This window comes from Sphingopyxis sp. SE2 (assembly GCF_032227185.1).
Lineage (GTDB): Bacteria > Pseudomonadota > Alphaproteobacteria > Sphingomonadales > Sphingomonadaceae > Sphingopyxis.
In genome coordinates, this window is the sequence record NZ_JAPMXW010000001.1 from 934440 (window position 1) to 959959 (window position 25520).

22 protein-coding genes, 4 pseudogenes and 1 riboswitch are annotated in these 25520 nt (G+C 63.3%); of the genes and pseudogenes, 20 read left to right on the forward strand and 6 right to left on the reverse strand.

From position 1 onward, the window contains the following. Positions 1 to 140 precede the first annotated feature (140 nt). Complete coding sequence (locus tag OVY29_RS04375; RefSeq protein ID WP_235211580.1) at positions 141 to 2432, forward strand: autotransporter assembly complex protein TamA; 2292 nt, start codon at positions 141 to 143, stop codon at positions 2430 to 2432. A gap of 1188 nt (positions 2433 to 3620) precedes the next feature. Here OVY29_RS04375 and OVY29_RS24660 read toward each other — a convergent pair. Next, positions 3621 to 3704: pseudogene (locus OVY29_RS24660) on the reverse strand (hypothetical protein); the annotation flags it as partial. A 1811-nt stretch (positions 3705 to 5515) separates the two neighbouring features. On the opposite strand from OVY29_RS24660, the gene OVY29_RS24665 reads away from it, so the two are divergent. The 4 genes from OVY29_RS24665 to OVY29_RS04395 all read left to right on the forward strand — a co-directional run bounded on the left by OVY29_RS24665 (position 5516) and on the right by OVY29_RS04395 (position 8682). After that, the gene (locus OVY29_RS24665; RefSeq protein WP_409581474.1) at positions 5516 to 6664 is read left to right on the forward strand and encodes a translocation/assembly module TamB domain-containing protein; all 1149 of its coding nucleotides are present in this window, start codon (positions 5516 to 5518) and stop codon (positions 6662 to 6664) included. Beyond that, the gene (locus tag OVY29_RS04385) at positions 6664 to 6879 is read left to right on the forward strand and encodes a hypothetical protein (protein ID WP_037556961.1); all 216 of its coding nucleotides are present in this window, start codon (positions 6664 to 6666) and stop codon (positions 6877 to 6879) included. The genes OVY29_RS24665 and OVY29_RS04385 overlap by 1 nt, the downstream gene beginning before the upstream one ends. Further along, a riboswitch (yybP-ykoY riboswitch) is annotated at positions 6858 to 7038 on the forward strand. (Overlaps the previous gene by 22 nt.) A gap of 11 nt (positions 7039 to 7049) precedes the next feature. Then, positions 7050 to 7622: a TMEM165/GDT1 family protein gene (locus tag OVY29_RS04390; RefSeq protein WP_037556959.1), complete on the forward strand. Its 573-nt coding sequence runs from the start codon at positions 7050 to 7052 to the stop codon at positions 7620 to 7622. Positions 7623 to 7915: 293 nt separating this feature from the next. Then, positions 7916 to 8682, forward strand: a protein-coding gene (locus OVY29_RS04395; protein WP_152567671.1) for an IS5 family transposase whose coding sequence is annotated in 2 segments (ribosomal slippage) — positions 7916 to 8228 and positions 8228 to 8682 — 768 coding nt in all. Because the reading frame shifts where the segments join, the coding sequence is not laid out codon by codon here. Here the strand turns inward: OVY29_RS04395 and galE are convergent. Next, the gene (gene galE, locus OVY29_RS04400; protein WP_037556957.1) at positions 8679 to 9695 is read right to left on the reverse strand and encodes a UDP-glucose 4-epimerase GalE; all 1017 of its coding nucleotides are present in this window, start codon (positions 9693 to 9695) and stop codon (positions 8679 to 8681) included. The genes OVY29_RS04395 and galE overlap by 4 nt on opposite strands. A 167-nt stretch (positions 9696 to 9862) precedes the next feature. On the opposite strand from galE, the pseudogene OVY29_RS04405 reads away from it, so the two are divergent. The 6 genes and pseudogenes from OVY29_RS04405 (at position 9863) to OVY29_RS04430 (ending at position 13348) form a co-directional block, all read left to right on the forward strand. Then, positions 9863 to 10158, forward strand: a pseudogene (locus OVY29_RS04405) (DUF2282 domain-containing protein). 6 nt (positions 10159 to 10164) lie between these two features. Next, on the forward strand, positions 10165 to 11028 hold the full coding sequence (locus OVY29_RS04410) for a DUF692 domain-containing protein (RefSeq protein WP_235211579.1): 864 nt from the start codon (positions 10165 to 10167) through the stop codon (positions 11026 to 11028). Then, positions 11021 to 11719: a DNA-binding domain-containing protein gene (locus OVY29_RS04415; protein WP_037556954.1), complete on the forward strand. Its 699-nt coding sequence runs from the start codon at positions 11021 to 11023 to the stop codon at positions 11717 to 11719. Before OVY29_RS04410 ends, OVY29_RS04415 begins: the two co-directional genes overlap by 8 nt. A 3-nt stretch (positions 11720 to 11722) precedes the next feature. Further along, a complete protein-coding gene (locus OVY29_RS04420; protein ID WP_037556953.1) occupies positions 11723 to 12181 on the forward strand; it encodes a DoxX family protein in 459 nt (152 codons plus the stop codon). Then, on the forward strand, positions 12178 to 12699 hold the full coding sequence (locus tag OVY29_RS04425) for a sigma-70 family RNA polymerase sigma factor (RefSeq protein WP_037556952.1): 522 nt from the start codon (positions 12178 to 12180) through the stop codon (positions 12697 to 12699). Before OVY29_RS04420 ends, OVY29_RS04425 begins: the two co-directional genes overlap by 4 nt. Position 12700: 1 nt before the next feature. After that, a complete protein-coding gene (locus tag OVY29_RS04430; protein WP_037556950.1) occupies positions 12701 to 13348 on the forward strand; it encodes a DUF1109 domain-containing protein in 648 nt (215 codons plus the stop codon). A gap of 6 nt (positions 13349 to 13354) precedes the next feature. Here OVY29_RS04430 and OVY29_RS04435 read toward each other — a convergent pair whose 3' ends face one another. Then, positions 13355 to 14380, reverse strand: a complete 1026-nt coding sequence (locus tag OVY29_RS04435; RefSeq protein WP_037556949.1) for an NAD-dependent epimerase/dehydratase family protein — start codon at positions 14378 to 14380, stop codon at positions 13355 to 13357. A gap of 309 nt (positions 14381 to 14689) precedes the next feature. On the opposite strand from OVY29_RS04435, the gene OVY29_RS04440 reads away from it, so the two are divergent. The 3 genes from OVY29_RS04440 (at position 14690) to OVY29_RS04450 (ending at position 17527) form a co-directional block, all read left to right on the forward strand. Next, positions 14690 to 14878 (forward strand): hypothetical protein, encoded by a 189-nt coding sequence (locus tag OVY29_RS04440; RefSeq protein ID WP_037556948.1) that lies wholly within the window; start codon positions 14690 to 14692, stop codon positions 14876 to 14878. Positions 14879 to 14942: 64 nt separating this feature from the next. Next, the gene (locus tag OVY29_RS04445; protein WP_052182411.1) at positions 14943 to 15929 is read left to right on the forward strand and encodes an acyltransferase family protein; all 987 of its coding nucleotides are present in this window, start codon (positions 14943 to 14945) and stop codon (positions 15927 to 15929) included. A gap of 596 nt (positions 15930 to 16525) precedes the next feature. Continuing rightward, on the forward strand, positions 16526 to 17527 hold the full coding sequence (locus OVY29_RS04450) for a GSU2403 family nucleotidyltransferase fold protein (RefSeq protein ID WP_313911016.1): 1002 nt from the start codon (positions 16526 to 16528) through the stop codon (positions 17525 to 17527). An 82-nt stretch (positions 17528 to 17609) separates the two neighbouring features. Here the strand turns inward: OVY29_RS04450 and OVY29_RS04455 are convergent. Next, positions 17610 to 17903, reverse strand: a pseudogene (locus tag OVY29_RS04455) (transposase); the annotation flags it as partial. 133 nt (positions 17904 to 18036) lie between these two features. Between OVY29_RS04455 and OVY29_RS24670 the strand changes: the two are divergent. Both OVY29_RS24670 and OVY29_RS04470 read left to right on the forward strand, forming a co-directional pair. Next, positions 18037 to 18579: pseudogene (locus tag OVY29_RS24670) on the forward strand (IS3 family transposase); the annotation flags it as partial. 157 nt (positions 18580 to 18736) lie between these two features. Next, positions 18737 to 19066, forward strand: a complete 330-nt coding sequence (locus tag OVY29_RS04470) for a hypothetical protein (protein ID WP_052182410.1) — start codon at positions 18737 to 18739, stop codon at positions 19064 to 19066. Between the two features lie 444 nt (positions 19067 to 19510). Here the strand turns inward: OVY29_RS04470 and OVY29_RS04475 are convergent, their stop codons facing one another. Then, the gene (locus tag OVY29_RS04475) at positions 19511 to 19810 is read right to left on the reverse strand and encodes a HigA family addiction module antitoxin (protein ID WP_037556943.1); all 300 of its coding nucleotides are present in this window, start codon (positions 19808 to 19810) and stop codon (positions 19511 to 19513) included. After that, positions 19810 to 20097, reverse strand: a complete 288-nt coding sequence (locus OVY29_RS04480) for a type II toxin-antitoxin system RelE/ParE family toxin (protein WP_037556942.1) — start codon at positions 20095 to 20097, stop codon at positions 19810 to 19812. The genes OVY29_RS04475 and OVY29_RS04480 overlap by 1 nt, the downstream gene beginning before the upstream one ends. A 563-nt stretch (positions 20098 to 20660) precedes the next feature. Between OVY29_RS04480 and OVY29_RS04485 the strand changes: the two genes are divergently transcribed. The 4 genes from OVY29_RS04485 to OVY29_RS04500 are packed head-to-tail and all read left to right on the forward strand — an operon-like array spanning position 20661 to position 25507. Beyond that, complete coding sequence (locus OVY29_RS04485) at positions 20661 to 22061, forward strand: DUF1080 domain-containing protein (RefSeq protein ID WP_313911017.1); 1401 nt, start codon at positions 20661 to 20663, stop codon at positions 22059 to 22061. 11 nt (positions 22062 to 22072) lie between these two features. Next, a complete protein-coding gene (locus OVY29_RS04490; RefSeq protein WP_313911018.1) occupies positions 22073 to 23386 on the forward strand; it encodes a Gfo/Idh/MocA family oxidoreductase in 1314 nt (437 codons plus the stop codon). A gap of 14 nt (positions 23387 to 23400) precedes the next feature. After that, positions 23401 to 24222, forward strand: coding sequence for an FAD:protein FMN transferase (locus OVY29_RS04495; protein WP_037556939.1), 822 nt, complete (start codon positions 23401 to 23403; stop codon positions 24220 to 24222). Between the two features lie 19 nt (positions 24223 to 24241). Beyond that, positions 24242 to 25507 (forward strand): Gfo/Idh/MocA family protein, encoded by a 1266-nt coding sequence (locus OVY29_RS04500; protein ID WP_037556937.1) that lies wholly within the window; start codon positions 24242 to 24244, stop codon positions 25505 to 25507. Positions 25508 to 25520: the final 13 nt, after the last annotated feature.

Below are 25520 nucleotides of genomic sequence, written 5' to 3' on the forward strand. Positions count from 1 at the left end.
CGATCTCGGCGAGTTAGCTTGCAATTAGGGGAGAAACGGGTTGCACAGCCATATCTCGCGAGCCACAAGCATGCACCGGTGGCCAGCAGATGAGACAATCTGAAATTTTTCGCAGATCATGTTGGCGGCCGCACCCACGCATGCGCCCGCTGCTGATCGGCGCCACCTCACTCATCGGTCTCGCCTGGGCGGGCGCCGCGCAGGCGCAGGATGTCGCGCCGCCGAAGGTGGTGCCGACGCTCGACGCCGATTCGGCCGAGATCGCTGCCCCGTCGCCGCCGCCGCCCGAAGCGCAACTGCCCGCCGTCGAACCGATCATCGAGGATGAGGAGTTCGAAAAATCGATCCCGCCCATCAGCGCCGAAGACGATGCCGAACTCGATCGGCCGATCGAATCGATCGCCGAATTCGAGCGGCGCCTGGTGACCGAAGCGGCCAACAAGGGGGCGGCGGACGGCTCCGACGATGCCGCGGACGCGACCGCGGAAACCCAGCCGCCGCAGGTGGACGGCGTGCCCGTTCCCGCGCTGGCCGATGGCGATGCGGCCGAAGTGATCGGTGATGCGCCGATTAGCGACAGCGAGCTCGCCGCGCCGCTGCCGCCGCTTGAAAATTTCGACGTCGAACCCGTCGAGTTCGCCGAGGCCGAAGCTGACAGCGACAATGTCGAGCTTTCCTATACGGTACAGGTCAACGGGCTGAGCGACGCCGATGACAGCACCGACGTCGATCTGGCCGATGTGTTCGGCGATCTGTCGGCGCTCTACGGCGGCGACGGCAAGGCCGACAATGCGGCGATGATCCGCGCGCGCCTCTCGGCCGACGGCGAACTGATGCAACGGATACTCGCGTCCGAGGGCTATTACGACGCGGTCGTCGACACGCGGATCGACCGGGGTGCGCGCGAAGAGGGACAGGAACGCCAGCGCCGGCCGATCACCGCAGTCATCGATGTGAAGCCGGGCAAACGCTATACATTGGCGGACATCATCATCAACGCGGACCCGACCATTCCGCCAAACCTGATCGCCGATAATTTCCCGCTGAGCGTCGGCGAGCCGATCGTCGCGCAGCGCATCCAGGGCGCCGAGGCGGCGATCGCGCTCAAGCTGCCCGAGGAAGGCTATCCTTTCGCCAAGGTCGGGCAGCGCGATATATTGCTCGACGGCGCGACAGGCGACGGCGTTTACACGCTGCCCGTCGATATCGGCAAACGATCGCGCTTCGGCGGGATCGAGACGACGGGCGATCTCGCCTTCGATGCCGAGCATGTCGAGGTGCTCGCGCGTTTCAAGCGCGGCGACCTTTACGACAGCCGGATGGTCGACGATCTGCGCCAGGCGCTCGTCGCGACCGGCCTGTTCGCGACCGTCGCCGCCGAGCCGCAGCCGACCGGCGAGAGCGCGGGCGACGATACCGAATATGTGACGATGCTGGTGACCCAGCAAGCGGGGCCGCCACGAACCATCGCCGCCAGCGCAGGCTATGGCACAGGCGAGGGGATCCGGCTGGAGGGCAGCTGGACGCACCGTAACCTGCTGCCGCCCGAGGGTGCGCTCACGTTCCGGGGCGTGCTGGGAACGCAGGAGCAGGGGATCGGCGCGACGCTGCGCCGGTCGAACGCCGGGCGCCGCGACCGCACCCTTGAGCTCGTTACCGAGGTCACGCGCAGCACCTATGACGCGTTCAACGCGATCACGGGCCGCGTCGGCGCGCGCGTCAGCTATGATTCGACACCGATCTGGCAGAAAAAATTTACTTATGCCTATGGCGTCGAACTCATCGCAACGCGCGAGGATGATTATGATTTCGCGACGGGCGATCGGAGCTACGATTTCTATACGATCTTGGGGCTGACCGGACAGGTCGGGATGGATCGGACCGACAGCCTGCTCGATCCGACGAAGGGCTTTCGCATCACCAGCCTGATCCAGCCCGAGGGCTCGCTCGCCGGGCGCTTCTCGCCCTATGCGCGGCTGCGTACCGACATCAGCGGCTATTACCCCGTGACCGACAGCATCGTGCTTGCAGGCCGTGTGCGCGTCGGATCGATCGTCGGCGCCGCGCGCGAACGGCTCGCGCCTTCGCGGCGTTTCTATGCCGGCGGCGGCGGGTCGGTGCGCGGCTTCGGCTTTCAGGAGCTCGGGCCGAAAGACCCCAACAACGACCCGATCGGCGGTCGCAGCGTGAACGAAGTGGCGTTGGAGGCGCGCTATCGCTTCGGCAATTTCGGCGTCGTCGGCTTCGTCGATGGCGGACAGGTCTATCGCTCGTCGGCGCCGACCTTCCAGAACCTGCGCTTCGGCGCCGGGATCGGCGCGCGTTATTACACCAATTTCGGCCCGATGCGCTTCGATATCGCGACGCCGATCGGGCGCAAGCCGGGCGAGGCGCGCGTCAGCGTCTATGTCTCGATCGGGCAAGCCTTCTGATGACCGAGGAGGCGCCTCTCGCCCCTGCAGAATCAGCCGCAGCGAAGCCGCGGTCATGGCCGCTGGCGATCCTGCGCTGGGTCGGCCTCGGCCTGCTCGGGCTTGTTCTCCTCTTCGCGTTGTTCCTTATGGGGCTCAACAGCGACGCCGGGCGGCGCTTCGTCGTCACCCAGATCGAAAAATATGAATTCGAAAACGGGATGAAGATTGGCATCGGCCGGCTCGACGGCTCGCTCTACGGCCAGATGATCGTTCGCGACTTCTCGCTCTCCGATCCGCAGGGCGTTTTCCTGCGCTCGCCCGAACTTCGTGTCGACTGGCGGCCGATCCGCTATCTCGCGAACCATATCGATGTCAGATCGGCCACGGCAAAGACGCTGGTGATGGAGAAAATCCCCGCCTTCAAGCCGGTGCCCGACACCGGCGAGCCTTTGCTGCCCGACCTCGACATCGATGTCGGGCAGCTCCGCGTCGACCGCTTCGTCTTCGAGCCGGCGGTGGCCGGCGAGCGGCAGGTGGCGGCGCTCAACGGCAAGGTCGCGATCGCCGATCGGCGGGCGCAGGTCAGCGCCAATGCCGAGACGATCAGCGGCGGCGGCGGGCAGGGCGATGCGCTAAAGCTCGTCCTCGATGCGGTGCCCGAGCAGAACCGGCTTGCGGCGACTCTCGATGTGGCCGCGCCCCAGGGCGGGGTGCTCGCCGCGATAGGCGGGTTCGAGGAAACGCTGACCGCGAAGCTTGCCGGGCGCGGCGACTGGAAGGCGTGGAACGGCAATCTGACCGCGAATCTCGGCACCGCGCCGCTCGCGCGTGTCGCGCTGACGGGGCGCGACGGCACCTTTGCTGCCAAAGGCACGGCACAGGCGTCGCGGCTGCTGACCGGGCCGGCGGCCGAATTGCTGGGCACTGAAACCGCGATCGATCTTACGGCACGGCTGCAGGAGCGCAAGGCCGCGATCGACGGCCGGCTTTCGTCGGACGCGGCGCAGCTCGGGATCAGCGGCGGGCTCGACCTCGGTACCAACCGCTTCGAGGGATTGCAGCTGGCGGCCAATATTCTGCGCCCGGGCGCGATCGCGCCGGCGGTGCGGGCGAGCGGCCTACGCGCCACAGCAACGCTCGATGGCGAATTCGCGCTGCCGACGGTCGATTATCAGGCGAATGCGAGCAGCCTCGCGGTCAACGACATTATCGTCGAGCGGCTGAGCCTCGCGGGCAAGGCACGCGTCGATGCCGACCAGATCGTGATTCCGGTCGCGGGCCGTGCCGCGCGCATTCGCGGGCTCGACACCGTCGCGGGTGGCACGCTGGTGCAAGTGCGGCTCGACGGCGATCTCGCCTATGCGGACGGCCGCATCCTCAGCGACAATCTGCGCCTGCGCTCGCCGCGCATCGACGCGAAGGCGATCATCATCGCCGACTTGAACAAGGGTTTCTACACCGGCGCGATTGACGGGCGGATCAACGATTATCGCATCGAAAGCGTCGGCATCTTCGACATCGACAGCGACGCCGACCTCAAGACCGCGCCGCGCGGCGGGTTCGAGATTGTCGGCAATGTCCGGGCGCGTTCGACGCGGCTGTTCAACTCGGGGGTCCGCGATTTCCTCGGCGGCAATGCGACCGCGTCGAGCGCGGTGCGCTATGGCACCGATGGCGTCGTCCGTTTCTCGGGCCTCCGGCTGACCGCGCCGCGCCTGCGCATCACCGGCGGGCAGGGGAGCTATGCGCCGAACGGTCAGATCCGGCTGACCGCGCGCGCGAGTTCGACCGACTATGGCCCAATCGGCGTCCAGCTGGCCGGAACGATCAGCGATCCGCGCGCGGTGGTCACCGCCGACCGCCCAGGCCTCGGCATCGGGCTTGCCAATCTCGTGGCAAAGATCAACGGAGCGCCGAACGGCTATCGCCTCGCGGCGACGGGTGAGACCGACTATGGGCCGCTGTCGGCCGACGTCGTGCTGCTGATGGCGGCGGGTCCGCTGACGATTGACGTCGAGCGCGGCGACCTCGCGGGCATCGGGTTCAACGGCCGGCTCGTACAGAGCGAGGCCGGGCCGTTCACCGGGCAGCTCAACGCGTCGGGACAGGGTCTGGGCGGCCTCGTCCGGCTGAGCGCCGCGGGCGAGTATCAAGCGGCGGCGATCAACGTCCGCGCGAACGATGTCGTGCTTCCCGGGGCCGCCAATCTCGCAGTCGGTTCGGCGATCGTCGATGCCGACGTCACACTCTATGACCAGCCGCATATCGTCGCCGACATCCAGATCGCCGATACCCAAATCCGCGACTATGACATCGCCGTCGGACGGGTGAAGATCGACTATCGGAATGGCAGCGGCAAGGCTCAGGCGCTCGTCGAAGGCACCAGCGGCGTCCCCTTCCGCATCGCCGCGAATGCCGACCTGACGCCCGAACTCTGGCGCGCATCGGTGCAGGGCCGCGCGACGGGCATCAATTTCCGCACCACCTCGCCCGCGCGCATCATTCCCGGCGCCGACGGATATGAATTGCTGCCGACGACGGTCAATCTCGGTCGCGGCAGCAGTGCGCGCATCGCGGGACGGTTCGGCGACGGCCTCATGCTTCAGAGCCGGCTTGAGCGCGTCAATATGGCGATCCTCAACGCCGTCTATCCCGATATGGGGCTGGGCGGGCGCGCGACGGGCAGCCTCGATTTCGAGCAGGCGAATTCCGAAAGCTTCCCGCGCGCCGACGCGCGGCTGACGATCACCGGCTTCACGCGCACGACCGCCGCGTCGGTAAGCCAGCCGGTCGACGTCAATTTCGCCGGCAAGCTGCTCGCCGACGGCGGCGAGGCACGCGCGGTGATGCGCAAGCGCGGCAGCGTGGTGGGCCGGGTGCAGGCGTCGCTGCGGCCGCTTGGCCCCGGCGCGGGCAGCTGGACCGAACGGCTGATGGCCGCGCCGCTCGGCGGCGGCATTCGCTACAACGGTCCGGCCGACACGCTCTATTCCTTCGTCGGTCCTGCCGACCAGCATGTCGCGGGGCCGATCGCGGTCGCCGCCGATTTCAGCTGCAGCGTCGCCGATCCCTGCCTCAATGGCGTGGTGCGCGGCAAGGACATGACCTACGAGAACCAGACTTATGGCACCAAGCTAACTAATATCGTCGTGAACGGCCGTTTCACGGGCAACCGGCTGGAGATTGAGCAGCTCACCGCAAAGGCGGGCGACGGCACCCTGCAGGGGAAGGGCTTTATCAGCCTCGCGTCGGCCGACGGCTATCCGATGAACATTCAGGCGACGCTCGACAACGCCCGCCTTGCCCGCAGCGAAAATATCGCGGCGCGCGCGACCGGCAATCTGACGCTCGAAAAGGTGGCGGGGCAGACTGCGTTGCTGTCGGGGAGCCTGCGGTTACCCGAAACGCGCTATCGCATCGTGCGCGAAGGCGCGGCACAGGTGCCCGTGCTGACCGGTGTGCGGCGCAAGCCGCCCGCCGGGCGCCAGCGGATCAGCGGCGACGGGCTTGCGGCGGTGGGCGGCAGCCTGTTCGACCTCATCCGCCTCGACATCGCGCTGAAAGCACCCGACGAAATCTATGTTTCGGGCATGGGGCTCGAATCCGAATGGAGCGCCGACATCGTGCTACGCGGCACGACGCAGGCGCCGCAGGTGACGGGCGAGATCGAACTGGTGCGCGGCACGCTCGGCTTTGCGGGCCGCTCGTTCGAACTTCAGGAGGGGAGGGTGACCTTCCCGACCGGCGACGCGTTCGACCCCGCGATCCGCCTGATTGCGAGCGACGAGATCGAAACGGTGACGGTGACCGTCAGCGTGACCGGGCGCGCGAGCAATCCGCAGGTCGCCTTTTCGAGCGTTCCCGGCCTGCCGCAGGATGAGATCGTCTCGCGCATCCTGTTCGGCGATTCGATTACGACGCTCTCGCCGTTGCAGGCGGTGCAGCTCGCGGCGTCGCTCAACACGCTCAGCAGCGGCGGCGGCGGATTGAGCCCGCTCGGCGCGCTCCAGTCGGCGACGGGGATCGACCGGCTACGCGTGCTCGGGCCCGACGATACGCTCGGGCGCGGCGCCGCGCTTGCCGCGGGTCAATATATCACCAAGGACATCTATCTGGAGGTGATCACCGACGCGCGCGGCTATACGGCGACGCAGCTAGAAATCAGCCTGACGCGCGCGCTGTCGCTGCTCAGCCAGGCGGGCGGTTCGGGACAGTCGAACCTCTCCATCCGTTATCGCAAGGATTATTGATGCGCGCCGCCTTTCTGCTCGTGCCGTTGCTGCTTCTCGCCGCCTGCAAAGACGAGCCCGACTTCGACACGCGCTACGACAAGGCGGCAAAGGAGATCGAAGCGCGCGCCAAGGCGATGGACGCCGACATCGCCGAATCCGAAAAGGCGGCCGCGGCTTCGGGCTTGTCAGCGCCCGCAAAGCCCGCTAACGCGCCCCCGTCATCTGGGGAGTAGCCAGCCGTCCTTCGGGACGGGCCGCCGCGTCAACATACTTGGCCGAGAGGTCATGGTGCGGTGGAAGCGGGATACCGCTTGGGCGAGACCAATGGCATCGACCTCCGTCCGGGCTGGGCGGCGGGTTTGATGTCCGTTGGAATCGCAAGCCGCCCGGCCCCGGAGTACTCATGGAAGCCCTGTTCACATCGACGGCAATCGTCGCGCTCGCCGAAATCGGCGACAAGACGCAGCTGCTCGCGATCCTGCTCGCGACGCGTTTCAGGCAGCCCCTGCCGATCATATTGGGCATATTGGTCGCGACTCTCGCAAACCATGCGCTCGCGGCGCTGCTCGGCGCATCGGCGGCCGCCTTACTCGACAGCCCGGTCTTTCGTTATGTTATCGGCGCTTCGTTCATCGCGATGGCGGCGTGGACGCTGATCCCCGACACGTTCGACGATGATGAGGCTCCGAAGCCGCGCTTCGGGGCGTTCCTCACGACGCTCGTCGCTTTTTTTCTCGTCGAAATGGGCGACAAGACGCAGGTGGCGACGATCGCGCTGGGCGCCCAATATCATGACGTCGTCGCGGTCACCGCAGGGACGACGCTCGGCATGATGATCGCCAATGTGCCGGCGATCTTCCTCGGGCACGAACTGCTGAAGCGGGTGGATCTGGCGAAGGTGCGCCTCGTTGCGGCGGGCCTGTTCCTCGTGATCGGCCTGTGGATACTGGCGCAGACCGCGGGCTGGTTCGGCTAGGTCGTGAACTCATAAAAGGTTGAGCGGGCGCGGGCATCCCGTTAACTCTGGGCGCATGGGCAAGCGTAGCGGCGTCATTGATCATGAGGAGGGTTTGGCTAAGCTGAGCCTGGTTGAACTGGATGCGGAGATCGACCGTTGCCGGACGCGGCTAAAGATCGCGCCGACAAGCCAGCTCCGTAAGTCGTTTGAAAGCCGGATTCACTGGCTTGAGCGGTATCGCGCCAAGCACCATTCTGACTGAGGTGCGCAAATCGCTTTCACTGCCGGTCGATGTCTGATTCAGTATTGGCATGAGCCGATATGACCTGACCGACTTCGAGTGGCGCGTGATCGAGCCGCTCCTGCCCAACAAGCCCAGGGGCATTCCGCGTGTCGATGACCGCCGCGTGCTGAATGGTATCTTCTGGGTGCTGCGCTCCGGGGCACCGTGGCGCGACCTGCCGGAACGCTATGGCCCGCGCACCACCTGCTACAACCGCTTCGTGCGATGGCGGAAGGCGGGCATCTGGGATCGGATGATGGATACCATCACCGCCGCGCATGATGGCGATATCCAGATGATCGACAGCACTTCCGTTCGCGCCCATCAACAGGCCGCGACGGCAAAAAGGGGGATCGAGATCACTGTCTCGGTCGTTCCCGAGGCGGGCTTACAACCAAAATCCACGCTGTCGTCGATGGGCAAGGCCTCCCGATCCGACTGAGCTTGACCGCTGGTCAATGCCATGACGGCCAAGCTGCCGATGGCCTGCTCGACCATATTGGTGCCGGAACGATAGTGCTGGCCGATAAGGCATATGATGCCGACCGCATCCGGGCGTCTCTCCGCGAAAGGGGCGCGTTCGCCAATATCCCACCCAAGTCCAACCGCCGGTCAAAACCGTACTTCAGCACTTGGCTCTATCGCGAGCGGAACCTCATCGAACGCTTCTTCTCCAAGCTGAAGCACTTTCGACGCATCGCCACCCGCTACGACAAGCTAGCCGAAAACTTCCTCGCCATGGTCCAACTCGCCTCAATGCGGCTGCGGTTGCGGGTTTATGAGTCTACGGCCTAGTCCGAATTGCGCCCCGCGAGCGTGCGCTCGAAGTTCCAGCTCGACGCGCACATCGCGTCGAGACCGCGCTCGGCCTTCCAGCCCAGTTCGCGCGCGGCGCGGTCGGGGCTGGCGAAACAGCTCGCGACATCGCCGTCGCGGCGCGGCGCGATGCGATAGGGGATGCGGACGCCGTTCACGCGTTCGAACGCTTCGACCATGTCGAGCACCGAATAGCCCTGACCGGTCCCGAGGTTCCAGATCGACAGCGCTTCTTCGCTCTTCGCGATTGCGCCGAGCGCCGCGACATGGCCCTCGGCGAGATCGACGACGTGGATATAGTCGCGCACCCCGGTGCCGTCGGGCGTGTCGTAATCGTTGCCGAATACCGACAGCTCGGCGAGCCGCCCGGCAGCGACACGGCTGACGAAGGGCATCAGATTGTTCGGAATGCCGTTGGGATTCTCGCCGATCAGTCCGCTGTCGTGCGCGCCGACGGGGTTGAAATAGCGCAGGATCGCGATGCGCCATTCGGGGTCGGCGGCGGCGACGTCGGCAAGCATCTCCTCGATCATCAGCTTGGTGCGGCCATAGGGATTGGTCGCCGACGTCGGATGATTCTCGTCGAGCGGCAGATATTGCGGCTGGCCATAAACGGTCGCGCTTGACGAGAAGACGAGCGTCTTGGCCCCGCAATCGGCCATCGCTTCGAGCAGCGACAAAGTGCCGCGAACATTATTGTCGTAATATTTCATGGGCTCGGCAACCGACTCGCCGACCGCCTTCAGCCCCGCGAAGTGGATCACGGCGTCGATCTTATGGTCCCGCAGCACTTCGCGCAGCGCATCGCCGTCGCGGATGTCGCCGGTGACGAGCGGAACGGAATGGCCGGTGATCGCCTCGAGCCGATCCATCACCGCTGGGTCGCTGTTCGACAGATTGTCGAAGCAGACGACGCCGTGCCCCGCCGACACCAGCGGCGCCGCGACATGGCTTCCGATATAGCCGGCGCCGCCGGTGAGCAGAATATTCATGCCTTGCTTGTCTCCATTCGCGCGTCCTCGTTCGATCCGGGCCTATTCTATCGGAGTTACCCTGCCAAATCATTGTCTCCCGCCTCGGCGTAACTTTCGCACCTTCTCCCGCGAACCCATGACGATGCCATCCTCCGCATCATTCATTTCTCAAAAGGGAGATCATCATGACCAATGCACTGAAACTGTCGCTCGCCGCTTCGGCCGTCCTCGCCATGGCCGCGGGCACCGCGATCGGCGGCACCGCCGTCGCCGCCGAGGGCGCCAAGGAAAAATGCTATGGCGTCGCGCTGAAGGGCAGAACGACTGCGCCGCCGGACCGGGCACGAGCTGCGCTGGCACCTCGACCGTCGACTATCAGGGCAATGCCTGGAAGCATGTGCCCGCTGGCAGCTGCGTGAAGATGGGCGGCACCTTGGCCGCGCACAAGGGCAACGCCAAGCCGGTTGCCAAGAAGGGCTAACCGACCGTGATCGCTTCCCTGCTTTCGACGCTGCCGGTACGCGCCGGCATCGGCCTCAAGCCGCAGCATTATGCCGATGTGCTGGCAGCGACGGAGCAGGGAAGGGCGCCCGCCTGGGCCGAAGTCCACCCCCAGAATTACTTCGGCGCGGGCGGGCCGCCGCACCGCTGGCTGACCGCGATCGCCGAGCATCTGCCGATCAGCTTTCATTCGGTCGGGCTGTCGCTGGGCTCGGCGGCGGGCGTGGACGAGGGCGAACTCGAAGCGCTCGCGGCGCTTTGCCTTCGTTATGATCCTGCGATGGTTTCCGATCATCTCAGCTGGAGCAACGGGCCCGACGACAAATTTCCGGACCTCCTGCCGATCCCCTATAGCCACGCGGCGCTCGACCATTTCACCGCCGAAGTCGGCCGTGTGCAGGACCGGCTGCGCCGGCGGATCCTGATCGAAAATCCGTCGCGCTACCTCGCTTATGCTGGTGACGATTGGAGCGAGGTCGATTTCCTTCACGAACTTTGCCGGCGCAGCGGCTGCGGTCTGCTGCTCGATATCAACAATGTCGAGGTTTCGGCCTTCAACCTCGGGCTCGATACGGTGGCCTGGCTCGACTGCTTCGATCCACGCCATGTCGGCGAAATCCACGTCGCGGGTCACGCGGTCAAGGACGACGATATGGGCGGTACGATCGCGATCGACGATCATGGGTCGCCGGTGCGTGCGAGCTGCTGGGACCTGCTGGCCCGATTCCTCGACCGATCCGGCCCAAGGCCCGTGCTGGTCGAATGGGACAGCGACATTCCCGATTACGCGACCTTGATCGCCGAGGTGGCGAAGGCCGACGCACTGCTGTGGACGCCCGCTCATGCTTGAGCCCGGGCAGGCGGCGATAGCTGCGACCTTGCTGCGCGGCCCCGCCCATCTGCCGCCCAACCTGTTTGCGGGAGGCGAGGCCACCGTGCTGCGCGGGCTTCGCGTTCACGCCAACACCATATCGCACGCGCGCCTCGTCGCGCTCGAAGAAACGTTCCCGCGCACGCGTGCTTATCTGGGCGACGAGGAATTCAACCGTCTGTCGCGCCGCTTTGTCGAAGAAGGCGGGGCGGGACGCCGGCCGTTGAACGACATTGGCGAGACCTTTGCCGAACGGCTCGCTGATCCGCGCGCCGCCGACCTCGCGCGCGTCGAATGGGCCTGGCTCGAAAGCTATCACGCAGCCGATGCACTCGCGCTGGCCCTCGCCGATCTGCTCGCCCTCGGCGAAGCCGGCCTGCTCAGCCTTCCGGTCCGGCTTCACCCGGCAACGCGTGTCGTGGTGCTTTCCAGCGACGCCGCGCCGTTGACCGATCCGGCCTTTGCGTCCGATACGCGGGCGCTGCTCGTTACGCGCCCCGACGCCGAAGTCCGCCTGTTCGCGATCGAACAGGCTGCGGCAGCCGCGATCGGCATGGCTCAAGAAATCGCGCACATCGGTAACCTCATCGCGCATCTTGCCGAACAGCATCCGGACGGCGGCGCCGCAATCGCGGCGCTCATCGAGGCCGGGGCTTTCGAGAGGGTTTGAGCGATGAATGCGATAACGGGATTTTATGACAAGAGCGTAGCCATTGCGGGGTCGCGGCTCGCCGAAGGGGCCGCGCTGTTGCTGCTGCGCGTCTCGCTCGCGGGCGTCTTTTGGCGATCGGGGCAGACGAAGGTGCTCGAGGGCAGCTTCCTCAAGATCGATCCCTCGCAATATGATCTGTTCCGCAGCGAATTTTCGGGGCTGCCGCTCGATCCCGCGATAGCAGTGCCGCTAACGACATTTTCCGAGCATTTTTTCCCGGCGTTGCTGCTTTTCGGGCTCGCAACGCGATTGTCGGCGGGCGCCCTGCTCGTGATGACGCTCGTCATCCAGATCTTCGTCTTTCCCGACGCTTGGTGGCCGGTCCATTCGCTGTGGGCGGCGATGGCGGCGATCCTGATCGTTCGCGGCGGCGGACTGTTCTCGCTCGACGCGCTGATTGCTAGGGTGCGCGCGAAATGAGCATCGACGAACCTTCGCTGGCGCGCTTGATGGCCGCATCGCAGCGGGGGGATCGCAGCGCCTATCGCGCGTTGCTTGTCGATTGCCGCAAATGGCTCGAACGTTATTTCGCCCGGCGGATCGCGCCGCACCATATCGACGATCTTGTGCAGGAAACGCTGGTGTCGATGCACCGCAAGCTTGCGACATGGGACAGCGGGCGGGCGTTTCTGCCATGGCTCGCGGCGATAGCGCGTTATCGCTGGATCGACATGCTGCGTCGCCAGCGTGACGAGGCCGAACTCGGCGACAATGATGCAGCGGTCGGCGCCGAGGATGAAGCGGTCCATGCGCGGCTGAGCATCGATCATCTGCTGACGCTGTTGCCGCCAAGGCAGGCGCAGGCGATCACGCTGGTCAAGATCGAAGGCGCATCGATAGCCGAGGCATCGCAGATTTGCGGGCAGAGCGAGTCGCTCGTCAAAGTGAATATCCACCGCGGGCTCAAGAAGCTTGCCGAACTGATTGAAAGCGAATGAAATGAAGGACGCATCGATCGATGATCTGATCGACGACCTCGCCGGGGACTTGACGCCCGTGCGGCCGCGGCGCGTTGCGCGCGGGTCCATATGGGTCGCGGCCGGATGGGTCGCGGGCGCCGCGGCGTTGCTGTGGATCTTCGGCTTGCGCGAGGACCTGGCGGTGAGCGGAATGCCGCCGCTTTCGATGCTCGCCTTCTGGTTGACCGCGGCGACGGGACTTGCCGCGACATGGAGCGCTCTGCGCATGGGGTTGCCGGGTGTCGGGCGCGATTATGGCGGCTGGCGTTGGGCGGTCGGTGCCTCGCTGTCGCTGCCGCTAGCGGCCCTCGTCGCGTGCATCACCGACGGCCATGCGGCGATGGAATCCGCGCGCCACGGCTTTGGCCTGCGCTGCCTCTTGCAAGGCGTCGCATCGGGCTTGGGAGTTGGCGCGGCGCTCTTCTTCTGGCTCAAGGCCGGCGCGCCGACGTCGCCGACGCGCGCGGGCTGGGTCATCGGTATCGCCGCGGGGGCTGCGGGCGCGACCATCGTCGCGCTTCATTGCGCGACCGATGACGTTGTCCACATCGCGCTCTGGCACGGCGCAGCGGTTCTGCTTTCGGCGATTGCGGGGCGGCTGGTCCTTCCGCGTTTCTTGCGCTGGTAGGACGCGTCACGCCTTGCTCGGAACCGTTTCCTGCCGCTTCATCCATTCCTCCCGATACCAAGCGACAAAAGCAGGTATTCCGGTAGTGATCGGGGTAGTCGGTGCAAAGCCTAGATCGCGGCTGATATCGGCGATATCCGCGGCCGTCTGATAGACGTCGCCGTCTTGCATCGGCAGCAGGCTGATTTCCGCCTTGCGACCGCACGCCATTTCGATCGCACGGATAAGTTCGGTAAGTTGTTCGGGGCGGTTATTCCCGATGTTGTAAAGCCGGTGCGGCGTCGTGAAACCACCCGGCTTCTCGCGGTGGTCGTCTTCGGGCGGGTAATCGAGCGCCAGGACGACGCCGTTGACGATATCGTCGATGAAGGTGAAATCACGGAGCATGTCGCCGTGATTATAGACGTCGATCGGCCGGCCCTGGAGAACCGCCTCGGTGAATTTCCAGACCGCCATGTCGGGCCGCCCCCACGGGCCATAAACTGTGAAAAAGCGAAGGCCGGTTTGGGGTATCCTGAAGAGATGTGCATAGGTTTCGCTAAGCAATTCGTCCGCCCGTTTCGTCGCCGCATATAGCGAAATCGGCGTATCGGCGCGGTCGGCCACGCGAAAGGGCGTACTGGCGCGCATGCCATAGACCGACGACGACGACGCATAAACCAGATGCGCGACCGAGCGGTGGCGCGCCAGCTCGAGAATGTTGACGTGCCCCGCGACGTTCGAATGAATATAAGCAGCGGGATTTTCTAGCGAATAGCGGACGCCGGGCTGTGCGCCGAGATGGACGATCCGGTCGATCCCGTGGCTGGAAAGCGCAGCGGCGAGCGCGTCGGCATCGCCAAAATCGACATCTATAAAGGTGAACAATTCGCCATAGCGTGCGTAGAGATGCGCGACGCGCGCATGTTTGAGATCGAGCGAGTAATAGGGTGTAAAATTGTCGATGCCGACGACGCACTCGCCGCGACCGAGCAGGGCTGCCCCGACGTGCATTCCGATGAACCCGGCCGCGCCGGTAATAAGCGTCGTCAAATCTCTTCCCCTTGTCGTCCACTAGCCTTTGCAATGCGTAGCAAGCCGTTCGGTCGATGCGTCGGGTTGCGTGCGATACCGATCACCGGAAGGCGAATTTCCTACACGCGCTTTCGCGTTAGAGAATAGCGGAAAATCATTGAAATTTGGTGAGCCAAGCTAGTCATGTTCGCATCGTATCTCTTGTAGCTGGCGATGCCGCAGCTTCCGCGACGATCCCAACTTTGTTTGCTGGGCGATCCGAGACAGTGTGGCTCTGCCACGATCATTGGCGACAATTCTGCCCCCCCCCATAGCGCCGTACGCAGCGTGTATCCCCGCTTCTTCCGCCTGGCGGAGAAGATCAACGATCGCGATGGCGCAAAAGCGTGGCCCGACGAACTCGAACGCCGTTACTGGCGCTTCTGGTTCGCGCTCGTTCGCAGGGCCCGCGCGCCTCGCGGGCAGAAGCTGGACGAAGCCGAGATCAACCGCCTTATGGACTGGGATGCCTGTTGAAACCCATGATCAGCGAAACAATCACTTAACGAAATTTTTCTTATCGGCCCGTAGGATGCCACGCATGAAGGGGCGTCTCACCGGATTGGATGGATTGCGCGGGGTCGCAGCGCTCATGGTGCTCGCCCACCACACCTATATGGCATCACACGACGGCATCCCCCGAGGCGCCGGATATTTGGCCGTAGACTTCTTTTTCATGCTCAGCGGCTATGTCATGGCGCGAACTTACGAAAGTGGTTGGACGGGCCCTTCATCGACCTTCTCGTTTCTCGCCGTTCGCCTTCGCCGCCTATGGCCGACAATGACGGTAGGCGCGCTGATCGGCTCGGTTTCTGTGTGGATGGCCTATTCCGCAAGCGATGCGACGCGCGCGATGATCAACCTAGTCTTCATACCGTACTTCCTCGGTGAGCGAATTTTCCCTCTGAACGGCCCGGCTTGGTCAATTTTCTTCGAACTGGTTGTCAACCTTCTCCATGTGCTCGTCCTTCGCCGGATGAGCACGCGCAGCCTCATCGTGGTTGCGGCTGCAATGGTACCATTCCTGCTGGCGGGAGCCGCGACGCACGGCCTCGACGTCGGATCTCGGCCCGATACCTTCGTCGGAGGTTTTCCCAGAGTGCTCCTGTCCTATACGATCGGAATTATTCTTTGGCGCAGCTGGAGAGATGCGCCCAATATCAAAGTGTCAACTAGCTTCGCATTTCTCGCGATGCCGCTCTTTTTCGGGGCCACGGCCATGATGGGCGGCAATTCGCGGCTTGCTGGTCTCTGCTTTGTCGTAATCATCTGCCCGATGATTATCGCCGGTGGATTGCGGTTTCCCGCCTATTCGCGCTGGGCAGGCTTGGCGACGATCGCTGGCGCGGTGTCGTTTCCTCTTTATGCGGTGCACGATCCCATTTTGTGGTTGGCATCCGATTTCCGGCTTGGATCGCTTACCGGCATCGCCTGTGTGGTGCTCGCGGTCATGGCGTTTCCGTCCGTCCGACGTGCAATCCAGAATCAAATGGGCAATAGAAGGCGACATGCCGAGAGTGTGGCCTGATCCCCGCGACAATGATCCGGAGCCAGAGAGCCTGTTCAAAGGAGGTCATGGTCTATTTCGTCGCTGCACTAATCGCGGGTATGATCGCGGACCGATGGGGTACGGCTGGAACTGGTAATTGAAGGCAGGCTTGAAATAGCGCGCTGGTTTGCAAGGGGCAAAGGCTGAGTTGAATAAGAGGGGCAAATTGCATTTTCCGCAAAAATGCTCGCCAGTGACTGCTTTGCGGAAAATGCAAAGAATGTCCGAATGCCAGATTCTCCCGAACTCACCTCCAGCCAGCGCGACCGCCTCTTACCCTGCGCAGCAACTGACACATGCGATGAGAGAACGCCGCACGACAATCTTGATGCCGGATGCTCAAGGCCTGCATACGCCGGTTTCCTGACTTCGATCCTGGCCTCTGCTCACCCGACTGCTTCCTCCCGATTCCGTATCCGGCGGGCGGTCGATCCCGACGTGTTCGCTGTTCGCGCAACAAATTAGCGTTAGCTGAGACATCGGGCCGTGAATGTATGATTCTGAGTTTGCGATTCCTTGCACTTCGCCGGTTTATCCCACATATTTGGAATTCAGTAAATTGTGGGATAATGGCAATGCTTCGTTCCTTCACTGATGAACAGGCGCGCGCGCTGGTTAATCTGCGCCAGCGCTATGAGGTGTGGATCGAGGCCGCTCGTGCCAGAGCAGCGCTACCCTATGATCTGCGGCGCAAAGAGGTTTCGGGAAAAGCCTATCTGTACGAAATCCGTGATCGAAGCGGTAACGGTAAGAGCTTGGGCCCTTGGTCTGATGAGCTTAAAAATCGTTTTGAGGCTTTTCGGGCGGAGAAGCAGCAGCTGAAAGAGCGCATTGAAGCCAGTCGCATCGCGCTCGATGAATCATCGAGGCTTGCCCGCGCGCTGCGTTTCCCGATGATCGCAAGCGAGGCGGGGCCGATCCTGCGCGAAGCTGACCGGCGAGGGCTTTTGGATGGCACGCTTCTCGTCGTCGGCACTAATGCCGTTGCGGCATATGCCCTCGAGGCAGGGGGCTTCATGCCTGAAATTCCCGACGAGACAGCAGGCTTCGATCTGGCTTGGGCTGAAACCGAACAACAGGACGACGTGCAACTGTTGTGGGACATGCTGAAGGCGGTCGATCCAACCTTCACCGTGAATACCGAGCGAACTTTCCAGGCCCGCAATGCAAAGGCTTATGAGGTCGAAATTCTTGTTGCGCCTTCGCGTGCCCAAACCATGGCGCGAACGGATCGGCCGCGACCAGTACCGCTGCCTGAGCAGGAGTGGTTGCTGGTCGGACAACCGGTCGACCAAGTCGTAATCTGCCGTGATGGTTCACCGGCGCGCATAGTCGCACCCGATCCACGCTGGTTCGCGCTTCAGAAATTTTGGATGTCCGAGCAACCTAAACGCAATCCTTTGAAACGAGGCAAGGATGCAAAACAGGCGCTGCTGATCTTGAATGCGGTGGCGCTTGCCATGCCCCATTATCCACTCAACGACGAATTCTCGGCGAAACTCCCTGATGAGCTCAAACCCTATTATTCGCGCTGGTCAGCGCAGCGGCCTGAAACATCCACTGCAAGCTGGCGGTAGCTGACTGTCAAGTAGCCATCTGGTGAAGGCCGCGCCGGAGATCGGTTATTTATTTTCCGGAGTGATTATGCGCTTAGCCGCTGCGTTGCGGCGGGCGGCAGAAGTTTCCCCGGGCAGCCTCCTGCAGGATCAGCTTGTCGAGCGTCAGGTCCGAGATCGCCCGGCGAAGCCGCGCATTCTCCTTCTCCAGATCCTTCATCCGGCGCGCCTGGTCAGTCTTCAGACCACCATATTCCTTGCGCCACCGATAATAGGTCTGTTCGCTGATCGCGATCCGGCGGCATGCCTCCGCAGTCGTAGCGCCCTGCGCCAGCACAACCTCCGCCTCACGCAGCTTGCCGATAATCTCTTCCGGGCGATGCTTCTTGGCCGGCATTCATATTCTCCTTCGTAATCCAAAATATCATCGATTTTGGACCACTCAGAAGGGGGCAGATCAATCAGATCGTGCCCGGCGCGATCGGGACCTGAAGCCCGAGGTGCTGCGCGTCTTTGCCGAGAACTTCGGCGTCTACGGGGTGCGCAAGGTCTGGCGGCAGATGAACCGCGAGGGCATCGTCGTCGCGCGATGCACCATCGAGCGGCTGATGCGCGACCTGGGCTTGCAGCGTGTCATCCGGGGCAAGCCGTTGCGCACGCCATGAATACGCGGCCGCGAAAAACGCTCGGCTGGAAGACCCCAGCAGAAATCCTCGACCAGTTCCTGGTCGCGCAGTATGAAACCAGTGTTGCGACGACCGGTTGAATCCGCCTAGTTTGTATCGATCAAATATACCGAGCGCCTCGCCGAGGCCGGGATCGAGCCGTCGGTCGGGAGTGTTGGCGACAGTTATGACAACGCCTTGGCGGAGACGATCAATGGCCTTTACAAGGCCGAGGTGATCCACCGGCGAGGTCCGTGGCGATCCTTTGAAGCTGTCGAATATGCCACGCTCGAATGGGTCGACTGGTTCAACAACAGGCGGCTGCTGGAACCCATCGGCAATATCCCGCCCGCTGAAGCAGAAGAACGATACTACGCCATGCTGGACGACGTCTCCATGGCTGCGTAACTTAAACCAAATGGCCTCCGGCAGTCCCGGGGCGATTCATCCCGTTACGGGAGCAATCCATGAACATATGCTGGAATACCAACAGTCACTTGGCGGTCTCGGGGTTCGCGCGACATTGGCCACGTGACGTTAAGGTACGTTAAGCGACGGAGCGCTAATGGAGAGCCTAATCGATTTTTATCGGCCGCTGAGCGGCGAAATCGGCATGATAACCGGCGCTTCCGACAGCTTGGCGCATGTTCACGGCGGTATGTTCATCTTGTTTGTCGCCCGAATTCTGACGCGCCGATCACTTGCCACGTGGACGCCCTTTCTGATCGTACTGGCTGCGGCGCTTGCAAAAGAAGGAGCGGACCGGATCGCCCACGGTGTCTGGCGGCCCGATACCGCGTTCGACATCATCAACACCATATTCTGGCCTTTTGTCTTGATGGTGGGCTTAAGGTGGCGCCGCGCCCGCCCAGACAAAATAGAGCAGGCTGTTTAGGCTAATGCTTCGATTTGGCCGGGCCGAAGCTGCTGTTAGTGCTGACCCGATGACGCTCGTCCGATTAACGGCCCCATTGAAGAATATTGAGCGTAACCCCTTCCAAGGACCGGGAAGCCGGAGCTCTTGGGAGGCATGCAAGTACCGTGGTCACGCCACATCTCGCAAGGGGGATCGCGAAGCGCGCTGTCTCCCATGACGATATCCTCCTGCGGAAAATCTCGCCATTATCATCCCGCCTGCACCAAAAGTGAGTCAGAGCCCCTTTTGAACACGATGACGTAATTGCTGCCGTTGTTCCCATTGGGGCGCGACAGCTGATTGCCCACAACGCCACCGGACACGCGCACTTAGTTAGTTTCGGAAGGCATACTGTCCATCGTGGACAATATTTTATGCAAATGCGCAGATAGGGCGCCGCCGACCCCATTGCGGGACGGGGGCCTATGCGGCAATTAGGCTCGGCACCAAGAGGTCGGCCTCATGTTCACGGGCCTTGCCGAGTTCATAGCGGGCCTGCATCCGCACCAGCGTCTCCGCCTTCACCCCGAAGGCATGCTCGAAGCGGATCGCCATATCGGCCGACAGGGAGGTCCGCCCGTTGAGGACGGCGCTGATCGACTGGCGGCTGACCCCGAAGGCCTCTGCCAGCTCGTTGATCGAAACCCCGTGGGCCTCGACGATTTCGGTCTTGAGCCACTTCCCGGCATGGATCGCGAACGACGGATGAATCTTGATAGCCATCAGTGATAATCCTCCAGATCCAGATCGGCGATGGCGTCCTGCTCATTGAGCGAGAAGGTCATGCGCCAGTTGCGGGTCACGGTCATCGCCCACGTTCCGGCGCGGTCACCGGTCGGCGGATGAAGGCCATAGTTCGGCGGGGTCGAGAGCTCGTCCAGCGTCTCGGCGTCGATGATGAAGTTGATCATCTTGAACAGCCGGTCGACCAGATCACCGGGAAGCCCCTTCGGCTTGCCGGTCTCGACAAACCGTCTGAGCGCCTTGTGATTGATGCTCTCGATTTCCATGTTATGGAAGGTAACGCTTTACGCCGCAATGTCAAGCGGGGCTTTACGTCAAGCCGGGGCGAGGATAACAGGGTTACCGAAAGGGCGAGCCGTCCATCGAAAAGCAGATTCGCGCCTGTTCCCCTGTCATCATGTCGCGCGCCGAACCTGACGCCATCGAAAAGGGCGCCGTTCACGGCGCGGCGCAAGAAAGCGTACGAGGTGCTGCACCCGGAGACGAAGCGAGGGGCTTCGAGCAATCCAGTATTCCGGAGCGCGTTGCGAACTGCTCCTCGACGGTTCACGTTACAGCATCCGAAAGATAGCCGACGAGCGGGTCCCATCTAAGGCCGACTGACGGCCTTTTTTCCGTGGGCGTAAACACATGGCGAGCGTGACGCCCTCCCTGACGGTAATCGGTCTGACATATCTATTGCAAGTGGCCTGACCACATACTAATGCTCAGCTGGCATAAGTCGTGCGCGCGTGGTTACGCTGGCGGCAATATAACGCGAGAGCATGGCGCGTGAGGAAATGAAGCGCGTTCGGGAAGCCCACGCAATAAAAAGTTGAGAGGAGCCATGATGTTTCGAAAGATCGCGTTTCTGGCTTTGGCCCCCGCGCCGATGATAGCGCTCGCGCCCGTTTCGGCTGCTCAGGATCAGCAGCAGGCTCCTTGGGAGGACGTAACGCCGCGCGCCGGACTAGCTGGTTGGCACAGTGCCGGGGGGCAGGCGCCTTATCGCGTTGTCGATGGCGAGGTCGTCGGCAGCGCGGTGCCGAACTCGGCGAACAGCTGGCTGGTGTCCGACGCGCTTTACGGCGACTTCATCCTCGAATTCGATGCCAAAACCGACCCGACGCTGAATTCGGGCGTGATGATCCGAGGCCAGAGCCGGCCCGATTATCGCAATGGCGTCGTTCACGGCTATCAGATGGAGATCGATCCCTCGTCGCGGCGCTGGAGCGCCGGCATCTATGACGAGCAGCGTCGCCAATGGCTCTACACGCTCGGTCGCAATGACGCGGCGCGGCAGGCCTTCCGTTCGGGCGACTGGAATCGCTATCGTGTCGAAGCGATCGGTACGCGGCTGCGCACCTGGATCAATGGCGTGCCCGCCGCCGACGTCGTCGACGATATGGACGCGCGCGGTTTCATCGCTTTCCAGGTGCACTCCGTTCCCGATGCGGTCGCGGCTAAAAAGCCCGAGGCGCGTTTCCGTAACGTGCGGATCATCACCGACGCGCCCGCCCGTTTCGCCTCGCCCGCGACGACGGTCGAGCAGCAGGGGTGGCTGGCCAATCGCCTGACCGACGCCGAGCGCCGCGCCGGCTGGAAGCTGCTCTGGGACGGCAAGACGACGCAGGGCTGGCGGAGCGCCAAGGGGCCTGCCTTCCCGAAGAAAGGCTGGTCGATCGCCGACGGCATCCTGTCGGTCGAGAAATCGGGCGGCGCCGAAGCGACCAATGGTGGCGACATCATCACGACCCGCGATTACAGGAATTTCGAGCTGTCGGTCGATTTCCGGCTGACGCCGGGCGCCAATAGCGGGATCAAATATTTCGTCGATCCGAACCTGCTCAAGGGGGATGGATCGGCGATCGGCCTCGAATTCCAATTGCTCGACGATGAGCGCCATCCCGACGCGAAGATGGGCCGCGACGGTAATCGGACGATCGGCTCGCTTTACGATCTGATCACCGCGCGCAACCTTTCCGATCCTGATAGCCCGGGTAAGCGCGTCAACGCGCCGGGCGAATGGAACCGAGCGGTCATCGTCGTGCGCGGCAAGCATGTCGAGCATTGGCTGAACGGGTTCAAGGTCGTCGAATATGAACGGGGATCGCCCGCCTTTCGCGCGCTTGTCGCGCGCAGCAAATATGCGAAATGGCCGAACTTTGGCGAGTGGGAGCAGGGACCGATCCTGCTTCAGGATCATGGCGACAGGGTCGACTTCCGGTCGATCAAGCTGCGCGAATTTTAAGGGGACAGGACATGCTTGACCGCCGTACGATGTTGAAGGGTGCCGCAGCAACGCTGGGCGCCACGATGAGCGCGCGCAGTTATGCGCAGATCCAGGGTGCGAACGATCGCCTGCGTGTGGCGGTGGTTGGCGTGAATGGGCGCGGGCAGGCGCATATGAGCGCCTTCTCGAAGCTGCCGAACGTGGCCGTCACCCATTTCGTCGATGTGGATTCGGCTATCCTCGCGAAGCGCGCAAGCGAATTTGCCGCCAAAGGCCATCCGGCCCCGAAGATCGTTGAGGACTATCGCCGGCTGCTCGACGGCAAGGACGTCGACATCGTTAGCATCGCGACGCCCGATCATTGGCACGCAAAGCTCGCGATCGATTCGATGAATGCGGGGCGCCACGTCTATCTGGAAAAGCCGATCGGTATCGCCCCCGCCGAGGGCGAAGCGCTGATCGCCGCACAGCGCCGCACCGGGCGTCAGTTGCAGGTTGGCAACCAGCAACGCTCGAGCGTGGAGACGCGGCAGCTTGTCGACATGGTCCGGGCCGGCGAACTCGGCGACGTCTATGAGGCACAGACCTGGTATGCGAACAATCGCGGGTCGATCGGCAAGGGGCAGGAAATCGCGCCGCCCGCCAATCTGAACTGGGATTTGTGGCAGGGGCCGCGCCCGCGCGGACCGTACCGGTCGAACCTGGTGCATTATAACTGGCACTGGTTCTGGAAATACGGGACCGGCGAGATTTGCAACAATGCGATGCACGAACTCGACATTGCGCGCTGGGCGATGGGCCTGACCTATCCGACCCGCGTGTCGACGCACGGCGGACGGCATTTTCACCGTGGCGACGATTGGGAAATGTATGATTCGCTCGCGCTCGACCTGATCTACGACCACGGCCGCGCGATCCGCTGGAACGGGCAAAGCTGCAATGGCATCAAGACTTATGGGCGTGGCCGCGGCGTGTTGCTGCTCGGCACCAAGGGGTCGGCCGTCGTCGATCGCAACGGGTTCGAGCTGTACGATCTGGAAGGCAAGTTGACGCGGGAAGTGAAGGCCCCGGCCAGTTCGGAAACCACCGGAACGGTCGGCGAGGGCGCGCTCGACGTCCTTCATGCCGGCAATCTGGTCGACGTCATCCGCGGCCGCGCCAGCGCGCTCGCATCGCCGATTGCCGAAGGACATATCAGCACCGCGCTCTGCCACCTCGGCAATATCGCCTATCGCACGAGCGGCGCGCTGACGATCGACCCGTTGACGGGCAAGCCGACCAGCGCCGACGGCATGAAGCTGTGGTCGGTCGACTATGAGCCGGGCTGGGAGGTCAAGGGCTGACCCCAGGCGCGATCATGGCCGACGTTGTGCGCTTTGCGTCGATGGGAACGCGCGTCGAGCTGCACCGGTTCGGTGCGGGCGAGGACGACGCGTTGACCGCGGCGCAGCATGCAATCGAGGCGGTCGATGATGCGCTCACGATCCATCGCCCCTCGGCAACGACCGCGCTCAACGAGCGCCTGATGGCGGGGAAAGGGGCAGCCATCGACGATGCGCTGCTGTTCGACGCGCTGGTCAAGATTGAGGAATTGCACGCCTCGACGCTCGGGCTGTTCGATCCCGCGGCCGATCGCCGGTTCGCGTCGGCGGGATGGAGCGCCATCGCATTCGATCGCGGCGCCGCGCGGGTCGAGGTATCGCAGCCTGTCGCGCTCGATTTCGGCGGGCTCGGCAAGGGCTTTGCGCTCGATCGCGCCTGCGCGGTGTTGCGCGAGAAGGGCGTCGTATCGGCCTGCCTGTCGGCCGGAGAAAGTTCGATTGCGGTCGTCGGCGAACACCCGCTTGGCGGCGGTTGGCCGTTTGCGATTCCCAGCCCGCTGCGCCCCGATGAGATTCTGGTCGAAATCGAGCTCACCGACGAATCGGTGTCGATCTCGTCGACCGTCGGTGCGGGGACGGCGGCGCCCGAACGCGCCGCTATGATACGCCCGGCCGATGCGACGATCGTGTCGGTGCCGCGCTGCTCGGTTGCCATCGACCGGCTTGGCGCGCATGCCGAGGCGATGAGCACCGCTTTGCTCGTTGCTGATGAAGATCGGGCGGAGCGCTTGCTGAATGGCGACCGGACGCGCCGTTTTCGGTTCGATTTCCCCTGCGGGGCTGCGATCCCCGATTAACAAGCCAGGATGCGTTTTAATGACTGACAAAGATTTCGACCTGTCGCGGCGATCGTTCATCGATCGCGTGCTGATGGCGACAGCTGGAGCCGGAATGGCCGCAGCGGCGCCTTGGGCAAGCGCGGCGGCCCTCGCCGCACCGATGGCAAAGGGCGATCGCGTGCGACTGGGCGTTATCGGCACCGGCGATCGCGGCCGGGCCCTGATCCAGAATATCGCCAAGACCCGCAACTGCACCGTGGCCGCGATCTGCGACAATTTCGAGCTGCATCTGGCGAAGGGTCGCGCGCTGGTCGATGCGTCGACGCGCGCCTTCACCGATCATCGCGCGATGCTCGATGCGGGCGGTCTCGACGCGGTGGTGATCGCGACCCCGCTCGACGGCCATAAGCAGCACAGCTTTGATGCCTTCGACGCCGGACTCCATGTGTGGTGCGAAAAGGCGATGGCGCGCACGATCGACGATTGTGGAGCAATGGTGAAAAAGTCGCAGGACAGCGGCAAGCTGCTTCAGATCGGTCATCAGCGTATGTTCAAACCGACCTATCTAAATGCGGTCCGCCGTGCGAAGGAGGGCGAAATCGGGGCGATTACACAGATCCGGGCCAGCTGGCACCGTCAAAGCAGCTGGCGCCGGCCCGTCCCCGCCGGGGCGACTGATCGACAGATCAATTGGCGCCTCTATCGCGACAGCTCCGCCGGACTTATGACCGAACTGGCGACGCACCAGATACAGGTCGGCAATCTATTCTTCGATGCCGTACCGACGCGCGTCATGGGATCGGGCAGTATCTGTTTCTGGAAGGATGGGCGGGAGGTCTATGACCATGTCGCACTGATCTATGAATATGCGGGGGGGCGCAAACTCATCTACACCTCGCTGCTCAACAATGCGCGCTACGGCTGCGAAGAACAGATTCAAGGCAGCAAAGGGACCATCGAACCCGAACTCGGCCGCATTTATCAGGAACTGCCGCCGAAGGAGCTTGCTCTGTTAAGGATGCAGGCCGACGTGGCGAGCGGGCACAAGCGTACGGTGCCGATCGGCGGCGCGACCTGGTTCGCCGAGCTTCCCGTCACCACGCCCGGCGATTCGCTCGGCTGGGGAGAATATGACGAGACGATGCTGCAGTTCGAGGGTTTTGGCGAAGCGGTGCGGACGGGCAAACCGCTGCCCGGCCTGTTGTCGCAGGCCTATTACGCGAGCGTCGCGTCGCTGCTCGGCGAACAGGCGATGGACAGCAGCCAGATATTGAACTGGCCGACGTCGCTGGTCGCTACCTGAAGAAGGAACACGC